The organism is Pseudodesulfovibrio sediminis, assembly GCF_020886695.1.
In the GTDB taxonomy this organism is placed as follows: domain Bacteria; phylum Desulfobacterota; class Desulfovibrionia; order Desulfovibrionales; family Desulfovibrionaceae; genus Pseudodesulfovibrio; species Pseudodesulfovibrio sediminis.
The window spans coordinates 3268219-3288517 of record NZ_AP024485.1; the positions used below are offsets into that span (position 1 = coordinate 3268219).

The window sequence follows — 20299 nt, forward strand, 5'->3', positions numbered from 1 at the left end:
GCTCCTGAACTAGGCGGTCTGGCAGAATGTCTGCTCAGTGTATTCGATGCGATCCTTGTATTCTTCCTGCTTGCCCTTGTTCCAGCGGCCCACGGGGCGGTAGTACCCGACCACGCGGGTGTAGACCTCGGTTTCCTTGTTGCAGGTCGGGCAGTCGAAGTGCTCGCCGTACAGGTAGCCGTGATCCTCGCATATGGAGAAGGTCGGAGTGACCGAGATATAGGGTATCTTGGTCTTGCTCATGGCCTTGAGCAGGTAGTTCTTCACGCTCTCTTCATTCGGGGCCGCTTCGCCCAGGAACGTATGGAAGACCGTGCCGCCGTTATAGAGGGTCTGCAGTTTGTCCTGATGCTCAAGGGCAAAGAAGACATCTGAGCTTGCGCCCACGGGCAGCAGGGTGGAATTGGTGTAATACGGGGTCTCGTCGCCGGACGTGTAGATATCCGAATAAAGCTCCTTGTCGATCTTTGCCAGACGGTAGCAGGTGCCTTCGCCCGGAGTGGCCTCAAGGTTGTACAGGTTGCCGGTCTCTTCCTGAAAACGGACGACCAGACGGCGGAGGTGATTGAGCACACGCTGCATGAGGCGGGAGCCGGACGCCGAGTCCACGCCCTTGCCGAGCAGGTTCACGCATGCCTCGTGTCCACCGATGAGGCCGATGGTCGAAAAGTGGCCTTTCAAACCGTTTTTGAGGTAGCGGCGGGAGAACGGGAACATGCCCGCTTCCAGATTCTTCTCAACGACCTTGCGCTTGAATTCCAGGGATTCGCTGGCAAGCTGTGCGTACTCGGAGACCAGATCGATGAAGTCGTCTTCATTGTGAGCCAGATAGGCCAGCTTGGGCAGGTTCAGGGTCACCACGCCGATGGAGCCGGTCAGGTCGCCCGCACCGAACAGGCCGCCGGTCTTCTTGCGGATTTCCCGCAGGTCCATCTGCAGACGGCAGCACATGGAACGCACATCTTCCGGGTTGAGGTCCGAGTTGATGAAGTTCTGGAAGTAGGGTGCGCCGTATTTGGCGGTCATCTGCAGGAGCATCTTGCCTTCCCTGGAATCCCAGGGGAAGTCCTTTGTCACGTTGTACGTGGGGATGGGGAAGGAGAAAATGCGTCCGTTGGCGTCGCCTTCAAGCATGACTTCGAGGAAGGCCCGGTTGATCATGGCCATTTCCTCAGCGAAATCGCCGTAGGTGTAATCCTGCAACTCGCCGCCGAGAATGACGGCTTCGTCCGCGATGTGCGACGGCGGGACAAAGTCGAAGGTGAAGTTGGTGAACGGGCTCTGGCCTCCCCAGCGGGAGGTGGCGTTCAGGTTGTGGAGCATCTTCTGGATCTGCTGCTTCACGGTGGCATAGTCCAGCCCGTCATTGCGGATGAAAGGAGCCAGGTAGGTGTCGATGTTGTTGAACGCCTGTGCCCCGGCCCACTCATTTTGCAGGGTGCCGAGGAAATTGACGATCTGACCGCAGGCCGCATCAAAGTGCTTGGCCGGAGTGGACGAGCAGCGGTCGCGCAGGTTGAACCCTTCCAGAAGCAGGTCGCGCAGGCTCCAGCCGGAGCAGTATCCGGCCAGGCCGAATGAAAGGTCATGGATATGGAAATATCCGTGGGTGTGGGCCATGCGCACTTCTTCGGGGTACTTTTCCAGCATGTAGCGTGCCTGGACAGAACCGGCCATGTGGAGAATCAACCCCTGAAAGGAGTGGACCATGTTCGAGTTTTCGTTGACCCGCCAGTCTACGTTGTCCAGATAGCTTTCGGTGACACCGGCGATATCCAGAAACGCGTCGTTCTGGGAGCGCAGCTCACGTCGTTTTTCACGATAGATGATGTATCGCTCGGCAACCTTGTACAGACGCGCTTCCATGAGCACCTGCTGCACGGTGTCCTGTACCTGTTCCTGTTCGGGAACGTCTATGTCGAGGAGCTTTTTTTCCACTTTTCCGGCCAGCCTGTCGGCAAGGAGCGGGTCTTTGATGCCGCTGCCCTTGAGGGCTTTGAAGATGGCGTTGCCGATCCTCTTGGTTGACCAGGTCTCAATGCATCCGTCGCGTTTTTGAATTTGAATAGGCATAATCGAATCTCGTAGTGCAGGCAGATGAATACGGATATCTCCAGACATCGGTTCGGCGTCGGGAGAAAGCTGCTTGCGCGGCTGTCATAGGCAAAACCAGAGGCAGAACCTGAGGCTCGCTGACAACAATTGGATGGTGAACGTGTTCATGTCCGTGTGCGGGCTCCGCGGACCGCATTCGGCAGAAACTCTTCAGGTAGGTCTTCTGGCTTTCCTCGTCCGCTCCGCCTTCCCGCCTTGCGACAGTGGCTGATGGATCGGACCGTTGCAGAGGATTACAGCGGCGGGACCACTCCGGATTTGCACCGGATTCCCTGTTATGGCCTTGCGGCCACCTGAAGGACATCGTGATACAAATTCGATTATCTTATGCACGGCGAGAGTGCAAGCACGTTGTCTGAAAAAGGCATCAGATTCTTCCAATACCCAGAGCTGGCATGGGCTACCCGTCCAACTCCGGGAGATCGGTGAGAATGTCCAGGCACAGGTCGGCATTGTTGAGCGTATAGAGGTGAATGCCCGGCGCGCCCATGGCAAGCAGTTCCCGAATCTGCCGTCGGGCGATCTCCACCCCTTTTTCTCTTACGGCCATGTCGCCTCCTTGCTCATGGGCTTTTTGCAGCTCAAGGTAGAGCTTCAGTGGGATATTGGCCCCGCAAAGAGCGAGGATGCGGTTGAGCGATTGCAGGCTGAGGACCGGAAGAACGCCCGGCACGATGGGCTTGGTGATACCCCTGTTGCGCAGGCGGGTCACGATGTCCTGATATCGGCGGACGTCAAAGAACAACTGGGTGATGGCAAAGTCTGAACCGGCTTCGAATTTGTGACAGGTCCACTTGAGGTCGTCCTCGATGGAGCCGGACTCCGGGTGTGCGTCAGGGTAGCACGCTGTCCCTGCGCAGATTTCGGGCCAGCCCTCCCTGACGAACTCCACCAGATCCGAGGCATAGGCAAAGTCCTTCCAGGCGTCTCCCGGATAATCGGTGGGCAGGTCGCCGCGCAAGGCAAGGACGTTGTTGATCCCGGCATCCAGCAGATGATCGAGATAGCGGGCAATGCTGTCTCTCTCGGCTCCCACGCAGGTCAGGTGCGACATGGTCGTGAGTCCGAAGCGTTCATTGACCGCCGAAGCGATTTCAAGGGTGTTGTCCTGAAGTTTGCCTCCGGCACCATAGGTGATGGAAACAAACAACGGGTCGAGACCGGCCAACTGATTGACCTGGTCGAAAAATTGCGGCCAGCCCTCCTGCCCCTTGGGCGGGAAAAATTCAAGGGACAGGAAGCGGTCGGAGCGGGGGATGAGATCGGAGATTTTCATGGTGTATCCTCATGTGGCCAGGGCAGGCAGCCAGGCTGCCCGCCCGTTTGGTTTACTCTGAACGTGTCGAGTGGTTATGCGTGTCCCTTGCGCAGTGTGGCCGCCGCTTGGACCATATTCTCCAATGAGGCCATGGTCTCGGGCCAGGCACGGGTCTTCAGTCCGCAATCGGGATTGACCCAGAGGCGCTGGGCCGGGATGACCTTGACCGCCTTGTGCAGGAGCGAGACAATCTCGTCTTTGCCGGGCACCCTTGGGCTGTGGATGTCATAGACTCCCGGGCCTATCTCCGCAGGATATTGGTAGGTGTTGAAGGCGTCGAGCAGCTCCATGCCGCTGCGGCTCGCTTCGATGCTGATGACGTCCGCGTCCATTTCGGCGATGGACTGCATGATGACGTTGAACTCGCTGTAGCACATATGGGAGTGAATCTGCGTGATATCCTTGACGCCTCCCGCTGTCAGGCGAAAGCAGTCAACGGCCCAGCGCAGGTATGCCTCCTGCTGGTCCTTGCGGATGGGCATGCCTTCACGCAGCGCCGCCTCGTCGATCTGAATGATGGAAATTCCGGCCTCTTCAAGATCAACGACCTCGTCGCGGATGGCCAGGGCGATCTGACGGCAGACTGCGTCTCGCGGGATATCGTTGCGGACAAAACTCCAGCACAGGATGGTGACCGGTCCGGTCAGCATGCCTTTCATGGGTTTGTCTGTCAGGCTCTGGGCATACAGCGCCCAGTCCACGGTCATCTTTTCCGGTCGTGAGACATCGCCATAAATAATGGGCGGCTTGACGCAGCGGCTGCCGTAGCTTTGTACCCAGCCGTTCGAGGTGAAGCAGAAGCCGTTGAGCTGCTGGCCGAAGTATTCGACCATGTCGTTGCGTTCGGGTTCTCCATGGACAAGGACATCCAACCCCAGCGCTTCCTGGCGATCAACCACGTCGGCGATGTGACCCTGCATCTTTTCGATGTATTCCGCTTCGGATATCTGGCCTTTCTTGAACTGGAGTCGGGCCTGCCGAATCTCTGCGGTCTGAGGAAACGAGCCGATGGTCGTGGTGGGAAAAAGCGGCAGGTTGAGCCGTTTCCGCTGCTGTCGGGCGCGTTCTTCAAACGGAGAAGTCCGGTCGTACATTTTCGGCGTGATGCTTTTGACTCTGCTTCGGGTTGTCTGGTCCACGACATCGGCGTGAGTGGCTCGGGCGAGCAGTGCGTCAGTATTTTCGTGGAACAGTGCAGGCGCCTTTCCGGTGAGGGCGGCCTGTTTCAGGGCGGCGATTTCATCGCATTTCTGCACGGCAAAGGCCATCCACTGCTTCAACTCGGGGGCGAGCTGCGTTTCGGAAGCGAGGTCCACCGGAGCGTGGAGGAGTGAACAACTGGAGGCGACCATGATCCGGTTTCTCTTGACCTGCTGGCGGGTGATATTCAGTTGCGTGAAGGCCGCGGCCAGGTCGGTCTTCCAGACATTCCTTCCGTCCACCAGTCCGAGGGACAGGGTGAAGTTTGACGGCAGGGCACCGACGACTTCACTGAGCTGGGCCTGTCCGCGCACCAGGTCTACATGGAGACCGTCCACCGGCAGGGACGTGGCAAGTTCAAGGTTGTCGCCCAGATCGCCGAAGTACGTGGTCAGGAGCAACCGCGCGCTGTTGGCAGCGGCTTTGAGCTTGGGGTAGGCGTACTGAAATGCCTGCTTCGCTTCTTCGGGCAGGTCTGTGCACAAGATCGGTTCGTCGATCTGAATCCAGGCGCTGTGCGGAGCGATTTCAGCGATGATTTCGCCATAGATTTCAGTCATGCGCTCAAGATGGTCCCACCTGTTGCATCCGCCGAATTCCTTGGCGAGCATGAGGAAGGTGACCGGTCCGACGATGACTGGCTTGGGGGAATAACCGAGTGCTTTGACTGCCAGCGCATCGTCCAGCAGGGCGGAGGTGTTTTTTTTGAAAGGCGTGTCCGGGGTCAGTTCCGGGACGATAAAGTGGTAATTGGAATCAAACCACTTGGTCATCTCCATGGCCGGGATGCCTTTCTCGGCATCGCCTCGGGCCAGATGAAAGTATGTCTCCAGGGGCACCTGGGCGTCGGTCCGTTCAAACCGATCAGGCACTGCGCCAAGCATGACAAGCGTGTCGAGAATGTGATCGTAGAGTGAGAAATCGCCAACCGGCAGCAGGTCCATTCCTGCCTTGGCCTGTATTTCCCACTGTTGTTTCTTCAGGGCTGCGGCTGTTGTCACGAGCTCTGTCTCGGTGATTTCACCGCGCCAGAACTGTTCAAGTGCCCACTTCAATTCACGGTTGGCCCCCATTCTGGGAAAACCCAATACGTGCGCGTTCATGTCTACTCCATAGTTATGGGTGAAAGACGAAGAGCGCTTTCCTCTCAACGCAGGCACAAGCAGCGATATGCCGGGGTAACGGCCCTGTATGCATACCATTTATCTGCACTGTCACCATGGTCGCGAGGCAGTGTGCTCTTTGGCAAGACGTCTTCTGGCTTCCGGCCCCATGGTGTTGAATCCCTTCCCGATTACGGTGGTCATCAACGGGTTTCACCGGTTACAGCGGCGCGTCCGCAGCGGTTTTTCACCGCTTTCCGTTTCTTGCCAAATTCCTATATCTGGATGTATTGATATAATGATTTGAAAAAAATGGCAAGCGGGGTTTTGCAATCGTTTTTTGAAGATGGAGACTTGTGGTGAATGTAGTGCGCTTCGCAATGAAGAAACAGACCTGTTGATTAAATCAGCAGGTCGGTTTCTTCATTTATGTCAGATGTCTTGATTCGTTTTCAAGATCTTGTTGATGTCTACTGTCTGCCTCTATCTAGCCGCCGATGGAAATCTGGTCGACAAACTGTTCCACTATTTCGGCACACTCCAGTACTGCTTCACGGTCGTGCGGGGAGACTCCTGACATGGTGTACTCCTTGCCGAGTTGGTGCCATTTCGGCTCGCCAAGGCGGTGGTAGGGGAGGATGTCCAAGCCGTGGGCCGTTGGCAGAGTCGCCACGAACCGGGCGGTTGCCTCAAGGTTGGCCGCGTCGTCATTAGAGCCGGGAATCAGGGGCAGGCGCACCTTGAGAGGGATGCCTGCCTGGCTCAACCGGGAGATGTTGTTCAGAATGGTTTCGTTGGGGAGACCGGTCAGCTCTTTGTGGCGGTCGGAATCCATGTGCTTGATATCGCAGAGTACGAGATCGAGATGATCCAGCAGCGACTCATAGGTCTTCCATGGTGCCTGACCACAGGTCTCGATGGCCGTGTGCAGCCCACGTTCCTTGGACGCTTTCAGACATTCCAGCAGGAACTCGCCCTGCATGGTCGGCTCTCCACCGGAGAATGTCACGCCGCCACCCGAAACGGAATAGAACTTCTGGTCCCGGTCCACTTCGGTCATCACTTCGTCCACGGTCAGATACCGACCGACGATGGTCATGGAACCGGCGTAGCAGATGTTCACGCATTCGCCGCACATGGTGCAGTTGTTCCTGTCCAGAACCACCTCACCTGTATCACCGAATTTGATGACGTTTTCCGGGCAGTTGGCCATGCATTTCACGCACGCAATGCAGGAATGCGGGATGCGCATGAGTTCCGGCTTCGGGTTCATGGATTCCGGATTCTGGCACCATTTGCAGCTCAGGGGGCAGCCCTTGAGAAAGACCAGGGTGCGGATGCCGCCACCGTCGTGGACGGCGAACCGTTGTATGTCGAAGACAAGGCCGACGGTTTCGTCGCGGTCCCTGTCAGAGAGATTGAATGAATGCTGTCGCTGTTTCCAATTCATTATATGACCTTGGCCGGAGGAGGGAGAAGGGACCCTCCTCCGGCTGATTATGGGGTTTAGGCAAGGGTATGTGTGTTAGAAGGTCTGTTCTGTACGGGCGATGATGTCGTCCTGCAGGGTCTTGTCCAGCGCGGTGAAGAAGGCGCTGTAACCGGCTACGCGGACTACCAGTCCTTTGTACTCGTCAGGATTGTTCTGCGCGTCTTCAAGGGTTTCGCGGCTGATGACATTGTACTGTACATGGGTGCCGCCGTTCTTGAAGTAGGTCTCGGTAACGGACTTGAGATTTTCCAGTCCCTGATCGCCGGCAATGGCGGTGGGGTGGAACTTCTGGTTGAGCAGGGTGCCGTTGGACGCGATATGGTGGTCCAGCTTGGCAACCGAGTTCACTGCGGCGGTGGGGCCGCTGTCGTCGAAACCGGAGATGGGGGACACGCCGTCAGCCAGGGGACTCCAGGCCTTGCGTCCGTCAGGTGTGGCGGACACGATGGACCCCAGGGGGACGTTGGCGGATGCCGGGTACAGGCCGGGCTGGAACTTGCCGCCGCGCGGGTTGGTGTACTTGTTGACTTCACGGCAGTAAATCAGTGCGGCTTCACGGGCGATGTCATCGGCAAAGGCGTCGTCATTGCCGTATTTGGGCGCGCGGTTGATCAGCATCTGGCGCAGGGATTCATTCTCTTCGAAGTCGGTGGCGAGGGCGTTCTTCAGTTCCTCAATGGTGAGCGCCTTGTCATCAAAGACGAGCTTCTTGACCGCAGCCAGGGAGTCTCCGGCGTTGGCAACACCGACGCCCTGAGGGCCGGTAAAGTTGTAATGGGCGCCACCTTCCTGCACGGATTTGCCTTTGGCGATGCAGTCATCGACCAGCGAGGACAGGAACGGCAGTGGGCAGCGTTCGGCGTGGGCCATGTCCACGGCGTTGTCGGCAGAGGCCATCAGCTTGACGAAGTGCGCGGTCTGCTCGGTGTAGGCTGCGAGCATCTCATCGAAGTTCTTGAAGGTGTCGAGGCCGCCGGACCTGGGACCGATCTGTTTGCCGGTGCGGGTGTCCACACCATTGTTCAGGGTCAGCTCGATGATTTTGCCCATGTTGAAGAAGGCCGCGTCGTGCCAGCCTTCGGTCTTGCCGCCCACCTGAGGCTCGACGCAGCCGATGATGCCGTAGTCGCGAGCGTCTTCGGTGGTCAGGCCTCGGTCAACGAGGGCCGGGATGATGGCGCGGTCGTTGTAGTAAGCGGGGTAGCCCATGCCCTGACGGCTGATCTCGGCAGCCTTGCGGTACAGGGAATCAGGGGTGCCGTCGTGGATGCGGATGGACAGGGACGGGGCGTAGAGTTTGGTGTTGGCGGTTGCCTGCAGGCACATGAAGGAGAGGTCGTTGGTGGCATCGGAACCGTCGCGATTCTGGCCGCCCACGATGAGGTTCATGAACATGGGGTATCCGGCAAAGGCCATGGTGGAGTTCTCGTCGCGGACCTTGTTCAGCTCGGCGAATTTGATCCACAGCAGGTCCAGCAGTTCCTGAGATTTCTCGGGCAGCATGGTTGCCTTGCTCATCTCGTAATAGGGGGCCATGTATTGGTCGAAGCGCATGGGAGAGATGGAGTGGCCGTTGGACTCAAGCTGGATGACCAGATGGGTGAACCAGAACGCCTGCACTGCCTCATGGAAGGATTCGGCGGGTTGGGCCGGAACCTTGCGGCAGATACGGGCGATCTCCAGCAGCTCGTCCTTGCGCAGTGCGTCGGTGCAGTCGGCGGCCATGGATTCGGCCCTGTCGGCAAAGCGTGCGGCAAAGGCTATGACAGCCTTGTTGGCGATGATGGTGGCGTCCAGGAAGTGGCGTTTCTTCAATTGGGTGGCATCTGCGTAGTCGAGCTTGGCCAGCTCTGCTTCGGCGCGTGCGATGACGGAGTTCAGGCCCTTGCCGATGACTTCGGCGTAATCGACGGAGATGTGACCGACACCATTATAGAAGTAGTTGCCCACGGTGTAGACGACGTCGTTGTGTGCTTCCAGAGCCTCGGGAGGCATGAGCGCGGCGGCGTATTCGTTGGTGGTCTTGCCGTCCCAGTAGGTGAAGGCCGAACGCAGTTTGTCTTTGGTGTCTTCGGTGATCATGAATTTGTCGGCCGTGCGCAGCTCCAGACGGTCCAGCTCTTCTTCCACCCACTGGCAGGAAAATTCCGGGAAGATGGGGGCGCTGCGGGGATTGCTGGCCTGGTTGCCGACAACGAGTTCGCCGTCAGCGATGAAGATGGACATGCCGTTCAAGATCTTTTCCAGAGCCTTGGCACGGCGAATGACCATGGGCAGCGCCTCGGTCTCTTTGTAGGATTTAGTGATCAATTCGGCGCGTTCCGGGCAGATGCCGGGGGCGGTGTTCACGAAACGGTCCAGAATCTTTTCGGTACGCTCGGTGGCGTCGTGTAGGCCGGGCAGTATTACGGGATTGTTGGTCATGAGTTCCTCCGAAATGGTTGTTGTGTTTGATCGTTGATCTTGTATTACAGGGCGTTGAGTCCTGCGGTGGCGCAGGCGACGTCTTCTTCCACGCTGCCGCCGCTGACCCCGATGCCGCCGATGATCGTGCCGTCTTCGGCGATGGGCAGGCCGCCGCCAAAGGTGATGATCCGGCCACCGTTTGCCCGCCCTAAACCGAAGAGCGGTGCTCCCGGCTGGGCGAGATCGCCGATGGTCGCGGTGTCGGCCTTGACGGCCACAGCGGAATACGCCTTGTCGCGGGACAGCTCGATGCTGACGATGAGCGCGTCATCCTGGCGCTCCTGAGCCATGAGGTTACCGCCGCCGTCAACCACGGCGATGACCATGGGGACGCCGAGTTCATCGGCTTTGACCTTGGCGGCTTCAATCATGCGTTTTGCGTCTTTAAGAGTGATGGGCATGGTGTTCTTCTCTATTTGAGGAAGTTGAGGACAAGGGTGCCAAAGGCAATGGTGCAGGCCGGAGGGTCAATGTGATTGGATCCGTGGGACCAGAAAATCTTGGCCATGAGATCCTGAAGCAGGGTGGCCACAACTGCGACGACAGCGGCCAGCGCGATGGAGCCGAAGAGCAGATATGCCATGGCTGCCAGGATAGCCTGTGCGTGCCAGACCGGGACCTGTTGAATGGTGTCATTGCCGAGTTGCAGGGCAATGAGACTGACTGCGGCCATGCCCCAACCAAGAATCAGGGGAACCACGAAAGCGCCTGTGGCTGAGACAACGCCTTTTTCAAGCAGGGGGGCCATCGCGGTGTGGGCCGCAGCGGCCATGGAGGCGGACAGCAGACCGGCGCCGAGGCCGAAGACGACCATCTTGGGCAGGGATTGTCCCCAGGGAATCCAGGCAAGAGAGGCGTCGTTGGTAAGGAAGCCGTTCTTTTTGATGGACTCGGCATTGCCCCAGGGCATTTCCCGCAGGAACAGGACGCGGGCAATGATCGCGGTGGTGACAACGCTCAGTGCCAGCACGTCGGTCTGGTTGATGACCGGGATCATGGCAAACAGCTGAACCAGCAGATGGCCGAACAGGGCAAAGACACCGCCCACCAGCAGGACGTCCCAGGATGTGTTCATGAGGGCGGACAGGATATCCTTGGCCGCGCCGCCCGGGTGATTCTTGCGGACTCCCGCTGCATAGGTGGAGGCAGCCACTCCGGCTGCAAACCCGCCCACATGCGGGCCGAAGATGGGACCGAGGCCCACCTGCATCAACAGAAATTCAGAGCCGCCCATCAGGACGACCAGACACCCGGAGAGTACCAGGAGTCCACAGATGACAAATGAAAACAGACCACCCATTGCTGCGCCGACAATGCCGCCGCCAAAGCAAATCAGGAGTGTGTCCAGGCTAAAAGGATCCATACTTTCTCCTCATAAAAAATTACTCCCCCAGGTCATTGGCACGACTTTCGTGTCAGCGGCCCCGCTGAGTGCGTTCCCCATAATCGCAAGGAGCGTTCCAAAGAGATGAAAGTCTGTGATTTTGGGCGATTGCCAGATTTTGTCGGCAATCGAGCCGTTACACGGGGCGTGCGGTGGCAACTTTGGTTGACGTGGAATTGAAGCGGGTATTGTTCGTAATTTGAAAATTCAATGAAACCAATATGTTGAAGATGTCAACTTTGGTTGTCAACCGGGTTGACATGGTGATTTCCAGTGAGAATACGTCGTGCAATATGATTTGTTAACTGTTTGGTATTAATGAGTTTGTTTTTTCTTGCAGAAACAATATCCAGATGGAATGATATTTGTATTAATGGGTTCAAATACCTATTACTGGAGCGATGATGCACAACACCGATACAGACCCATCACATCAGCCAGTCCTGCAACGGGAAGTGGAGGCGCTGCGCGAACGGGTGCGCGAGCTTGAATCGAACAACAAGCTGTGCGTGCGTCACACCTGTTCCCTTTCCGATACCCATTGGCCAGAGCTGTACAAGAACGACGACAACGCATTGGATTTCAAGGATGTCTTCAATGTCGACGCCTTGCAGTCCATTCAGGACGCCTTTGCCGCGGCCACCAATGTGGCCTCGATCATCACGGATGTGAAAGGGCGTCCCATCACGCGGCCCAGCGGGTTCTGTCGATTGTGCAGAGACGTGGTCCGGCGGTCGCCCAAGGGGTTGGCCAACTGCATTCGTTCCGACGCCTCGTTCGGGTCCGACAATCCGCTCACTCCGCTCATGCGTCCCTGTCTGAGCAGCGGCCTGTGGGACGGCGGGACGAGCATCTATGTGGGGGAACGGCATGTGGCCAACTGGGTTGTTGGGCAGGTCCGCATCGAGGACGACGACATCGAAACCCTGCGTGACTATGCCCGAGAGATAGATGTCGATGAAGCGCTGTATGCCGAGGCCCTGGCCGAGGTGCCCAGTATGCCGCGTGAACAGTTCATGAATGTGTGCAAGGCGCTCTGCCTTATCGCCAACCAGATTTCCACACTGGCCCAGCAGAACTATCTCCAGGCCCGGGCCATCGAGATGCGTCGTCAGGCAGAAACCGCACTCAGGGAGAGCGAAACCCGGTTCCGTCAGTTTTCCAAGGCAACGTTCGAGGGCATCTTTGTTCACAAGGGCGGGGTTATCCTTGATGTCAATAAGGCGGGGTGTGAGCTTGTCGGGCTGGAGCAGGAAACCCTTATCGGGCACAGCATGAACGCCCTGATGCCTTCGCTTGCCGGTCTCAACAAGGATGAGGGCGTGCAGGATGTCCGTGTGGCCGAGCTGGTTCGGCCCGATGGCGAGACCCGCATTTGCGAACTGCGTGAACGGGATACTTTTTTCAAGGGAGGGCAGGTGCAGGTGCTGGTCGTGCGCGACATCACCAAGCGGATTCAGTCGCAGCGTGAAGCCAAGGAAAAGCAGCAACAGCTCATTCAGGCTGACAAGATGGTTTCCCTTGGCATTCTGGTGGCGGGCATGGCACATGAGATCAATAATCCCAATAGTTTCATGACACTCAATCTGCCGCTTGTCCTTGACGTGTGGGAGGACATCACGCCGATTCTGGAAGAATATTACAGAGAGAACGGCGATTTCATTGCCGGAGGGCTGGAGTATACCGAACTGCGGGAGACCATCCCGGAGCTGCTCTCCCGAATGCATGAAGGCGCATCCCGCATTCGAGGCATTGTGGGGAGTCTCAAGGACTTTTCGCGGAACTCGCCTGATGAGTTCCGGTGGGATATCGACATCAACGAGGTTGTGCGCGGCTCTCTGGAGCTGGTGGGCAGTCTGGTGGTAAAAAGCACCAGCCGGTTTCAGGATATGCTGGCGCCGGAGTTGCCGGCCGTGACCGCCAATCCGCAAAAGATCTCACAGGTGTTGATCAATCTTCTGGTCAATGCCTGCGAGGCCCTGACCGGTCGGGAGCAGGCGATCACGCTGCATACCGCCTATGATGTGGGCAAGGACGAGGTTGTTATCCGGGTCCGGGATGAGGGCGCGGGGATTCCGGAGGAGCTGATGACAAAGATCATGGACCCGTTTTTCACCACCAAGCGGGAAGACGGCGGTACCGGTCTCGGGCTTTCCGTTTCTTCGGCCATTGTCGAGGAGCATGGCGGGGCGTTGATGTTTACCTCGAAACCGGGGCAGGGCACGACCGCCGAACTCCGGCTGCCCGCGTCGGACCAGATAAGTGACAAAGATGCATATACTACGAGGAATCGTCCGTCAGGTTCCTCCATAGGAGGCTCCAATGCCCGGTGAGAACGGTGCTGAACCAAAGCGGACATCCCCACGGTATCCGGTCCTGTTGGTCGATGACGAGGAGTCCTGGCTGAGGAGTTTCCAGAGCGCGTTGCGGGCTTCGGGTGTGAACAATGTCGTGACCCTGTCCGACAGCCGGCTGGTGCTCGAAACCCTGGAGCGGGAATCCTTTTGTGCTGTGGCCGTGGATCTGATGATGCCCCATATCAGCGGCGAGGAGCTTATACCGAAGATCCTGTCGGAATATCCAGAGCTGCCTCTGCTCGTCATATCGGGGCTGGACCAGGTGAAGACCGCGGTCAAGTGCATCCGCATGGGCGCGTTCGATTTCATCGTCAAGACCGAATCGAGAAACACGCTCATTGCCGGTATCAAGCACGCCATCGAAATTTTCGAGCTTCGTCAGGAGAACTCCAGCCTGCGTGAACGGTTGTTCAGCGATGATCTGCTTCACCCAGAGTACTTTGAGGAGATCATCACGACTGACAAGACCATGCGCACCATCTTTCAATATGTGGAGGCCATTGCCGAGTCCTCTCGGTCCGTGCTCGTGACCGGGGAGAGCGGCGTGGGCAAGGAAGTCATTGCCCGGGCCATCCACAGGGCCAGTGAACGGTCCGGGGAATTCGTGGCCGTGAATATGGCCGGGTTGGACGACAATATGGTCGCTGACACACTTTTCGGCCACAAGAAAGGCGCCTACACCGGGGCAACTCACGCCCGTGCCGGACTTGTTGAAACCGCCAGTGACGGCACGCTGTTTCTCGATGAAATCGGTGACCTCAGCCTTGAATCCCAGAAAAAACTCCTCCGGCTGCTTCAGGAGAACGAATACACCCCGCTTGGTTCGGATATCTCGCGCAAGTGTACCGCCCGTGTGGTGGCCGCCACCCACCGCGACCTGAATGCCTTGCAGGAGCAGGGGAAGTTTCGTCGTGATCTCTTTTATCGACTCCGTGGCCATATGCTGACGCTCCCACCCCTGCGGGAGCGGCTTGCCGACCTGCCGTTATTGATCAGATATTTTGCGCAGGAGGCGGCGGTTGAATTCGACAAACCGCTCAAAACCGATATCCCGGGCATAGTGCGCCTGCTCCACGGGTATGATTTTCCCGGCAATATTCGGGAGCTGCGGCTGTTCATTCACGATGCGGCCAGGATGGCCACAGGGGGGCGGTTGACCCCGGAGACATTTGAGAAACTCTTGCACTTCGATGCGCAGATACGTGTGGGAGTCGGCAGGGATGTGCCGCCGAGCGAGACGCTCACCTTTGGGGCGCAGCTTCCCTCTCTGAAAGACGCCCGCACCATGCTCATTCAGGAAGCCCTTAAACGGACAGCCAACAACCAGTCCATGGCCGCCCAGCTGTTGGGGGTTTCCAGGCAGGCCATTAACAAGTATCTTCAGTCCGCATCAGACAAGAACTCGTAATGGTACGGGCGCTCCTTTCTGCTGCGGCACAGGCTCGGTAGAGCGTGAAGCATTATGAGTACACGGAAAATCATCACCAGCTGCACCAGAGATTGTCCCAACTCCTGTGGTCTTGTGGCCACGGTCAGGGACGGTCGTCTGGTCAAGCTCCTGGGTGACCCGAACCACCCGTTGACACAAGGCGTGGCCTGCCACAAGGCTTCCAAATATATCAAGCGGGTCTACAGCCCGGAGCGTATCACGCACCCCATGATCCGCAAGGATGGACAATGGACGCGTGCATCGTGGGATGCAGTGCTTAATCTTATCGCCGAACGCATGCAGACCTTCAGCGCCGAGTCGGGCAACGAGTCCATACTGTATTATCAGGGCTATGGTGAGCGCACTGCCCTCAAGTTACTTAATAAATATTTTTTCAATCTGTTCGGCGGGGTCACCACCATGCGTGGCTCTTTGTGCGGGGGGGCCGGGCAGGGGGCCCAGAATCTTGATTTTGGCGAGCGCGTTTCCCACGATCCGCTGGATCATGTGAACAGCAATTCCATGATTCTCTGGGCCCGGAATCCGGTTTCGACCAACATTAGTCTGGTACCCCTCATCAAGGGCATCAGGGAGCGAGGCGGCACAATCGTGGTTGTCGATCCGGCCCGGAGCAAATCCGTGGCCCTGGCGGATCATCATATTTCCCCTCGACCGGGTGGCGATGGGTATCTTGCCATGGCGGTCGCAAAGCTGGTGCTCGCTGCCGGTGCGCAAGACCGGGAATTCCTTGAAAAGCATGCCGTTGGTTTCCGAGATTATAAGGATATTCTGGATCGTTACTCCGTGGAGGAGTTATGTGACCTTGCCGGTGTGCCGTCCACGGACGCCGAAACTCTGGCCGACATGCTCATGGACCAGAAGCCTACTTCCATTCTCCTGGGCTGGGGGCTGCATAGATACGAATACGCTCATCACATGATCCGGGCCATTGACGCACTGGGTGCCATCAGTGGCATTATCGGCATACCCGGTGGAGGTGTCAGCCAGGGGTTTGAGGAATATGGCCCTTATGATCAGCAGTACTGGGGCGATGATCTTAATCCACCGCGCAGGACGCTGCTTATCCCTCGCGTGGGAGAGGAAATCCTCAACGCGGTGGACCCGGAAATTCGCATGATTTATGTGACTGCGGGAAACCCCGTATGCATGGCTCCCAACTCGAACACGGTGGCAGAAGCGTTTGGGAAGGCCGAGTTCGTCGTGTATTCAGGGCATTTCATGGACGACACAGCGGAGTCTGCGGATGTCTTTCTTCCGGCCACTACTTTCTTGGAAGACGACGACATTATGGCGAGTTATGGGCATAATTATGTTGGCCCGGTGAACAAAGCCATCGAACCGGTGGGCGAATGCAAGTCGGAATTTCATATGTTTCATGAGTTGGCTGCACGCTTTCCCTTTGCCGATCAGTATCGGCGTACGGTGGATGAGTGGTTGCAGGATATCTGTGCTCCCATATGGGAGCAGGGCGGCACTCTGGAGATGTTGAAGGAGGGGGCGTTCAGATTGGATGCGCCCATGGTTCCTTACGCCGACAAAGTGTTTCCCACCGAGACAGGCAAGTTCCAGTTCATGACGGAATTCAACCCCCTGGAAGGCGCGTCCACTGATGAGCGATATCCCTATAGACTACTGACCGTAGCGCCGCATGGGTATATCTGTTCCGAGCGGACCATGGCAGAGCATGAACCGTTGCCTGTCATTCAGCTCAACGCACAGGAAGCCGAAGTCAGAGGGGTGCGCGACGGGGAGCCGGTTCTGGTTTCCAGCCCGGTGGGACAGGTCAGAGCCATGCTCAAGGTCGATACAGGTCTGCGTCGCGATGTCGCCCTTGCTGAACGGGGCGGGTGGATCAAGGCAGGGCATGGCCTCAATCAGTTGACCAGGGATGTGTCCAGCAAGATCGGGCAGGGGACGCCGTTCTACGAGACGCTGGTCACGGTCGAACCGTGTGCGTGATCTTCAGCGATCACGCCCCTCTCCGTACGTACAGCAACAATCGTACATTCTTATGATGACCTCGACAGGCCGGGTGTTGTTTCCGGCTTACTCCTCTGTTTTCAATCGCCCGGCTATCTGAGTGAGCTGGGCGGAGATCGCTGTCCGTTCCTGCGGGGTGAGCCGTTCAAGGTCAATGGACAATTCAAAGCCCTTTTCCTGATGGTGGATGATGCGCTTGCGTTCAGTACAGGTGGACGCGTCGTCACAGAGTGAAAGCACGGCATATGGCCGGATGCTTCTGCGGATGCCTTTGACGGACAGCGGCTCGCGTTCTTCGACATTCACGATGTCGTGGACGAGTGCGTACGTCTCCGAAGACATGAGTATGCCGCCGGGATCAGCCTGGCCCTCAAGGCGGGCGGCCAGATTCACTTCGCCGCCGATGATCGTGTAATCCATGCGGGATTCAGACCCGAAGTTGCCCACGTTGCAGTAGCCCGTGTTGATGCCGATGCGCATTTTGAAGGGCTTGTCATACCCCATTGACTTCCATTCACCGCTCAACTCCGCCATGCGTTTCTGCATGGCAAAGGCCATGCGGACACAGAGCTCGGCATCTTCCTTGACCCCTTTGGTCTCGGGATCGCCGAAGAACATGAGCATGGCGTCGCCGATGAACTTGTCAATGGTGGCTCCGTATTCCAGCGCGATGGCGGACATCTCCGTGAAGTAATAGTTGAGCAGCGCGGTCAGATCTTCCGGTTGCATATCGTCAGTGGTTTTCGTGAAATCCTTGATGTCCGAGAAGAACACAGTCAGCTTTTTGCGTTCCGTGGAGAGCGATACATCCCGACTGCCTGAGAAAATGGAATCATATACCTGCGGAGACAGGTATTTGGCGAGTTTGGAGGAAAGTCCCTCCAGCATCGTGTTCTTCTCGTCAAGGGAATTCAGGGTCTCTGCCAGGTGGGCCTGCGCCTTTTTTCTTTCGGCAATTTCACTGCCGAGTTTACGATTCCACAGGACGATCAGGCCGATGATGAGGAGGACGCCGCCCGATATGGGCAAGACCCACATGAAGACAGTCGCCATGTCCAGCCCGTGTTCGAACTTGAGCGTGAGCCATTTGCCTTTGAATTCGGCAGCCTGCTCTTCCGTGACTACTGCCAGCGCTTTGTTCAGTATGTCGACAAGTTCCGGATAGTCCTTGCGCACAGCCATGGCCAGCGCCATCGTGTATTCCGTGGAAGAAGCCACTTTGAGCGTGGTCAGCCCTTGCTGCTCGATGGCATAACTGCCGGTTGCCAGGTCATTGATGAACCAGTCCACTTCGCCGAGAGCCAGTGCCTTTATGGCGTCATTGACCGTGGGAAAGAGCGAGAGCTTCAATTCGGGATGTTCCGCAGTCAGGTAGTCGTATGCTGCATATCCTTCCACAACCGCGATTCGACCTTCGGTAATGTCGGCAAGCCCGTTTATCAGCGGTGCCTCCTTGGGGGAGAAGATGACAATGGGGAATTCTATGTACGGTTCCGTGAAGAGCAGCTCCTCTTCTCTGGAAGGGGTTTTTGCCATTGCGGTAATGACATCGAGTCGTCCCTGTTCCGCATAGTTCAGCACGTCATTCCAGCTCAACCCGCTGACAGGGTTCATTGCGACTTTGATTTTGCTTTGTATAAAAGAGATATATTCTGCTGAAATACCGAGGTACTGCCCATTTGTGTCAATGAATTCAAAGGGGGCACTCTGTGGATCAATGCCGAGTTTGATTTTTGGATGGGCCTTCAGCCAGTCCCATTCCTCCTGTGTGAGCGAGAAAACCTTTTGCTGAAAACCGGAAGTGTCCAGGTAGGTGGACAGGATGGCTTCGCGTTCAGCCTTTGTGATGGCGTCGAGTCCTTTTTGGAGTATGTCGCGCAGGATGGGACGGTCTTTGGCGACGGCGAAGCGCAGTTGGCCGGGAAGATCCGTGCGCCAGAGGCTGGCGAGTTTCAGATTGGGAAGGGTGAATTTCTTGATGAGATAGGATGCGACCACCTGGTTTCCGATATAAGCGTCAGCCTTGCCCGCTGAAACCGCTTCCAGAGCTGCCTGCGTCGAGTTGACGAGCATCATCTTGATGTCAGGGTGATCTGCCGGCAGATTCCTGGCAATGGCGTACCCATCTTCCAGAACCACTGTTTTGCCGGAAAGGTCGTCTGGAGTGTTGATGTCTTCTCGGTCGTTTTTTGTAAATATTGCAGAGTAATACTCAATATAGGGTTTGGTGAAAATAAAGTTTTTCAGGCGCTTTGTTGTTTTGTTCAATCCCGGAGCGACATCCAGCGTTCCTTTCTTGAGTTTGTCCATGTGCGCACCCCAATCGGTGTCGAACACGGGCTTGATATCAAGTCCGACCTTGCTGGCTGCTACGCGCATGAAATCTGCTGCAATACCGGCATACGATCCGTCTGCCTGTTCCATCTCAAAGGGCGGCCAGTTCGGAGTGGAGGTCAGCGAGATGGATTTCTTCCCGTGAAGGTACTGTCTTTCTTCGTCTGTCAGGTCAATTGTGAGCTTGGCGGTCTCATCGATATAAAAACGGTCTTCAGGCTTGATGATCCATTGTTTGTCGATGGCTGCCAGAAGTGCCGGGTTCAGGTTGTGCATTCCCTCATCAATGCGTTTGATGAGGGCTGTGCGTGATTTTACTACGGCACCATACACGATATTGGAGATCTCGCTGTTTTGACTGCGCGACACGAGCCCCTGCCAGCCCAACCGGGCCAGGCTACGGTCGATGGTGGGCACTTCGTCAAAAAGTGCATCGATTTCACCGGCGATAAGTCCGGTCAACGCTGCTTCGTGATCCTCATATTCGGCGATGGCGAGCTGGGGAAATTGCTCATGCAGATACTCGAACTGAAACGTGCCGCGCACTGCGCCTACTTTGACACCCTTGAGCGAGTTGAAAGAAAGAGGTTTGGAATGCGTGCGGTAATAGAGGGCGCTTTTCAAGGAGTGCAAGGGGGTAGAAAAAGCAAGCCATTCTGAGCGGTTGGCATTTTTGAATAACCCGGAGTGCACGTCGGCTTTGCCGGACTTCACCATTTCGATGGTCTCTTCCCATGTCCCTGAAGCGAACTCCACAGCGACGCCGGTCTGCTGGGACCAGAGCCGCCAGAGATCAACTATCAGTCCGGCGGGTTCCCCGGTCGGTGTGATGAGAGAGAGCGGTGCGTAGTCCTTGTCGATGGCCACTACGAGCCTGTCTTGGGCTTGGGGTGAATGGGCAAGCAACAGAATGAAAAGCAGACAGGGAATGATGGTTGAGCGGCACAGGCGAACTAGAGACACTGGATCCTCCTCATCAGGTAAAAGGCAATACTGAGAGTTTGTATCTGTGGCATTAGAGGCATGTAGCATGATTATCACATGAAAAGGAATACTTGTCTCACTATTCCCTGAGTAGCTTGATGCCTTTCATCAGTTCT

Annotated in this window: 11 protein-coding genes and 2 riboswitches; of the genes, 3 read left to right on the top strand and 8 right to left on the bottom strand. The window is 56.9% G+C overall.

Going from position 1 to position 20299, the window contains the following annotated elements:
* Window positions 1-9: 9 nt before the first annotated feature.
* From SRBAKS_RS15450 to SRBAKS_RS15480, 7 genes are all read right to left on the bottom strand, one after another.
* Entirely contained in the window at window positions 10-2073 is a 2064-nt protein-coding gene (locus tag SRBAKS_RS15450) for a ribonucleoside triphosphate reductase (RefSeq protein WP_229591789.1), read from the bottom strand.
* A gap of 178 nt (window positions 2074-2251) precedes the next feature.
* Window positions 2252-2427, bottom strand: a riboswitch (cobalamin riboswitch).
* A gap of 88 nt (window positions 2428-2515) precedes the next feature.
* Window positions 2516-3391 carry a methylenetetrahydrofolate reductase gene (locus tag SRBAKS_RS15455; RefSeq protein ID WP_229591790.1) on the bottom strand — a complete coding sequence of 292 codons (876 nt, stop codon included), beginning with the start codon at window positions 3389-3391 and terminating at the stop codon, window positions 2516-2518.
* Between the two features lie 74 nt (window positions 3392-3465).
* Entirely contained in the window at window positions 3466-5736 is a 2271-nt protein-coding gene (gene metE, locus SRBAKS_RS15460) for a 5-methyltetrahydropteroyltriglutamate--homocysteine S-methyltransferase (RefSeq protein ID WP_229591791.1), read from the bottom strand.
* Window positions 5737-5866: 130 nt separating this feature from the next.
* A riboswitch (cobalamin riboswitch) is annotated at window positions 5867-6043 on the bottom strand.
* A 180-nt stretch (window positions 6044-6223) separates the two neighbouring features.
* The gene (locus tag SRBAKS_RS15465) at window positions 6224-7186 is read right to left on the bottom strand and encodes a glycyl-radical enzyme activating protein (protein WP_229591792.1); all 963 of its coding nucleotides are present in this window, start codon (window positions 7184-7186) and stop codon (window positions 6224-6226) included.
* Between the two features lie 75 nt (window positions 7187-7261).
* The gene (locus tag SRBAKS_RS15470) at window positions 7262-9652 is read right to left on the bottom strand and encodes a glycyl radical protein (protein ID WP_229591793.1); all 2391 of its coding nucleotides are present in this window, start codon (window positions 9650-9652) and stop codon (window positions 7262-7264) included.
* A gap of 44 nt (window positions 9653-9696) precedes the next feature.
* Window positions 9697-10095, bottom strand: a complete 399-nt coding sequence (locus SRBAKS_RS15475) for a GlcG/HbpS family heme-binding protein (protein WP_229591794.1) — start codon at window positions 10093-10095, stop codon at window positions 9697-9699.
* A gap of 11 nt (window positions 10096-10106) precedes the next feature.
* Entirely contained in the window at window positions 10107-11057 is a 951-nt protein-coding gene (locus SRBAKS_RS15480) for a DUF7973 family transport facilitator (RefSeq protein ID WP_229591795.1), read from the bottom strand.
* Window positions 11058-11482: 425 nt separating this feature from the next.
* Here SRBAKS_RS15480 and SRBAKS_RS15485 point away from each other — a divergent pair, with 425 nt between their 5' ends.
* From SRBAKS_RS15485 to SRBAKS_RS15495, 3 genes are read left to right on the top strand one after another with little or no spacing between them, the layout of a single operon-like run.
* Window positions 11483-13411 carry a PocR ligand-binding domain-containing protein gene (locus SRBAKS_RS15485; RefSeq protein WP_229591796.1) on the top strand — a complete coding sequence of 643 codons (1929 nt, stop codon included), beginning with the start codon at window positions 11483-11485 and terminating at the stop codon, window positions 13409-13411.
* Window positions 13401-14843, top strand: a complete 1443-nt coding sequence (locus SRBAKS_RS15490; protein ID WP_229591797.1) for a sigma-54-dependent transcriptional regulator — start codon at window positions 13401-13403, stop codon at window positions 14841-14843. The genes SRBAKS_RS15485 and SRBAKS_RS15490 overlap by 11 nt, the downstream gene beginning before the upstream one ends.
* A 54-nt stretch (window positions 14844-14897) precedes the next feature.
* Window positions 14898-16844: a molybdopterin-containing oxidoreductase family protein gene (locus SRBAKS_RS15495; protein WP_229591798.1), complete on the top strand. Its 1947-nt coding sequence runs from the start codon at window positions 14898-14900 to the stop codon at window positions 16842-16844.
* An 87-nt stretch (window positions 16845-16931) separates the two neighbouring features.
* Here SRBAKS_RS15495 and SRBAKS_RS15500 read toward each other — a convergent pair whose 3' ends face one another.
* A complete protein-coding gene (locus SRBAKS_RS15500; protein WP_229591799.1) occupies window positions 16932-20162 on the bottom strand; it encodes a transporter substrate-binding domain-containing protein in 3231 nt (1076 codons plus the stop codon).
* Window positions 20163-20299: the final 137 nt, after the last annotated feature.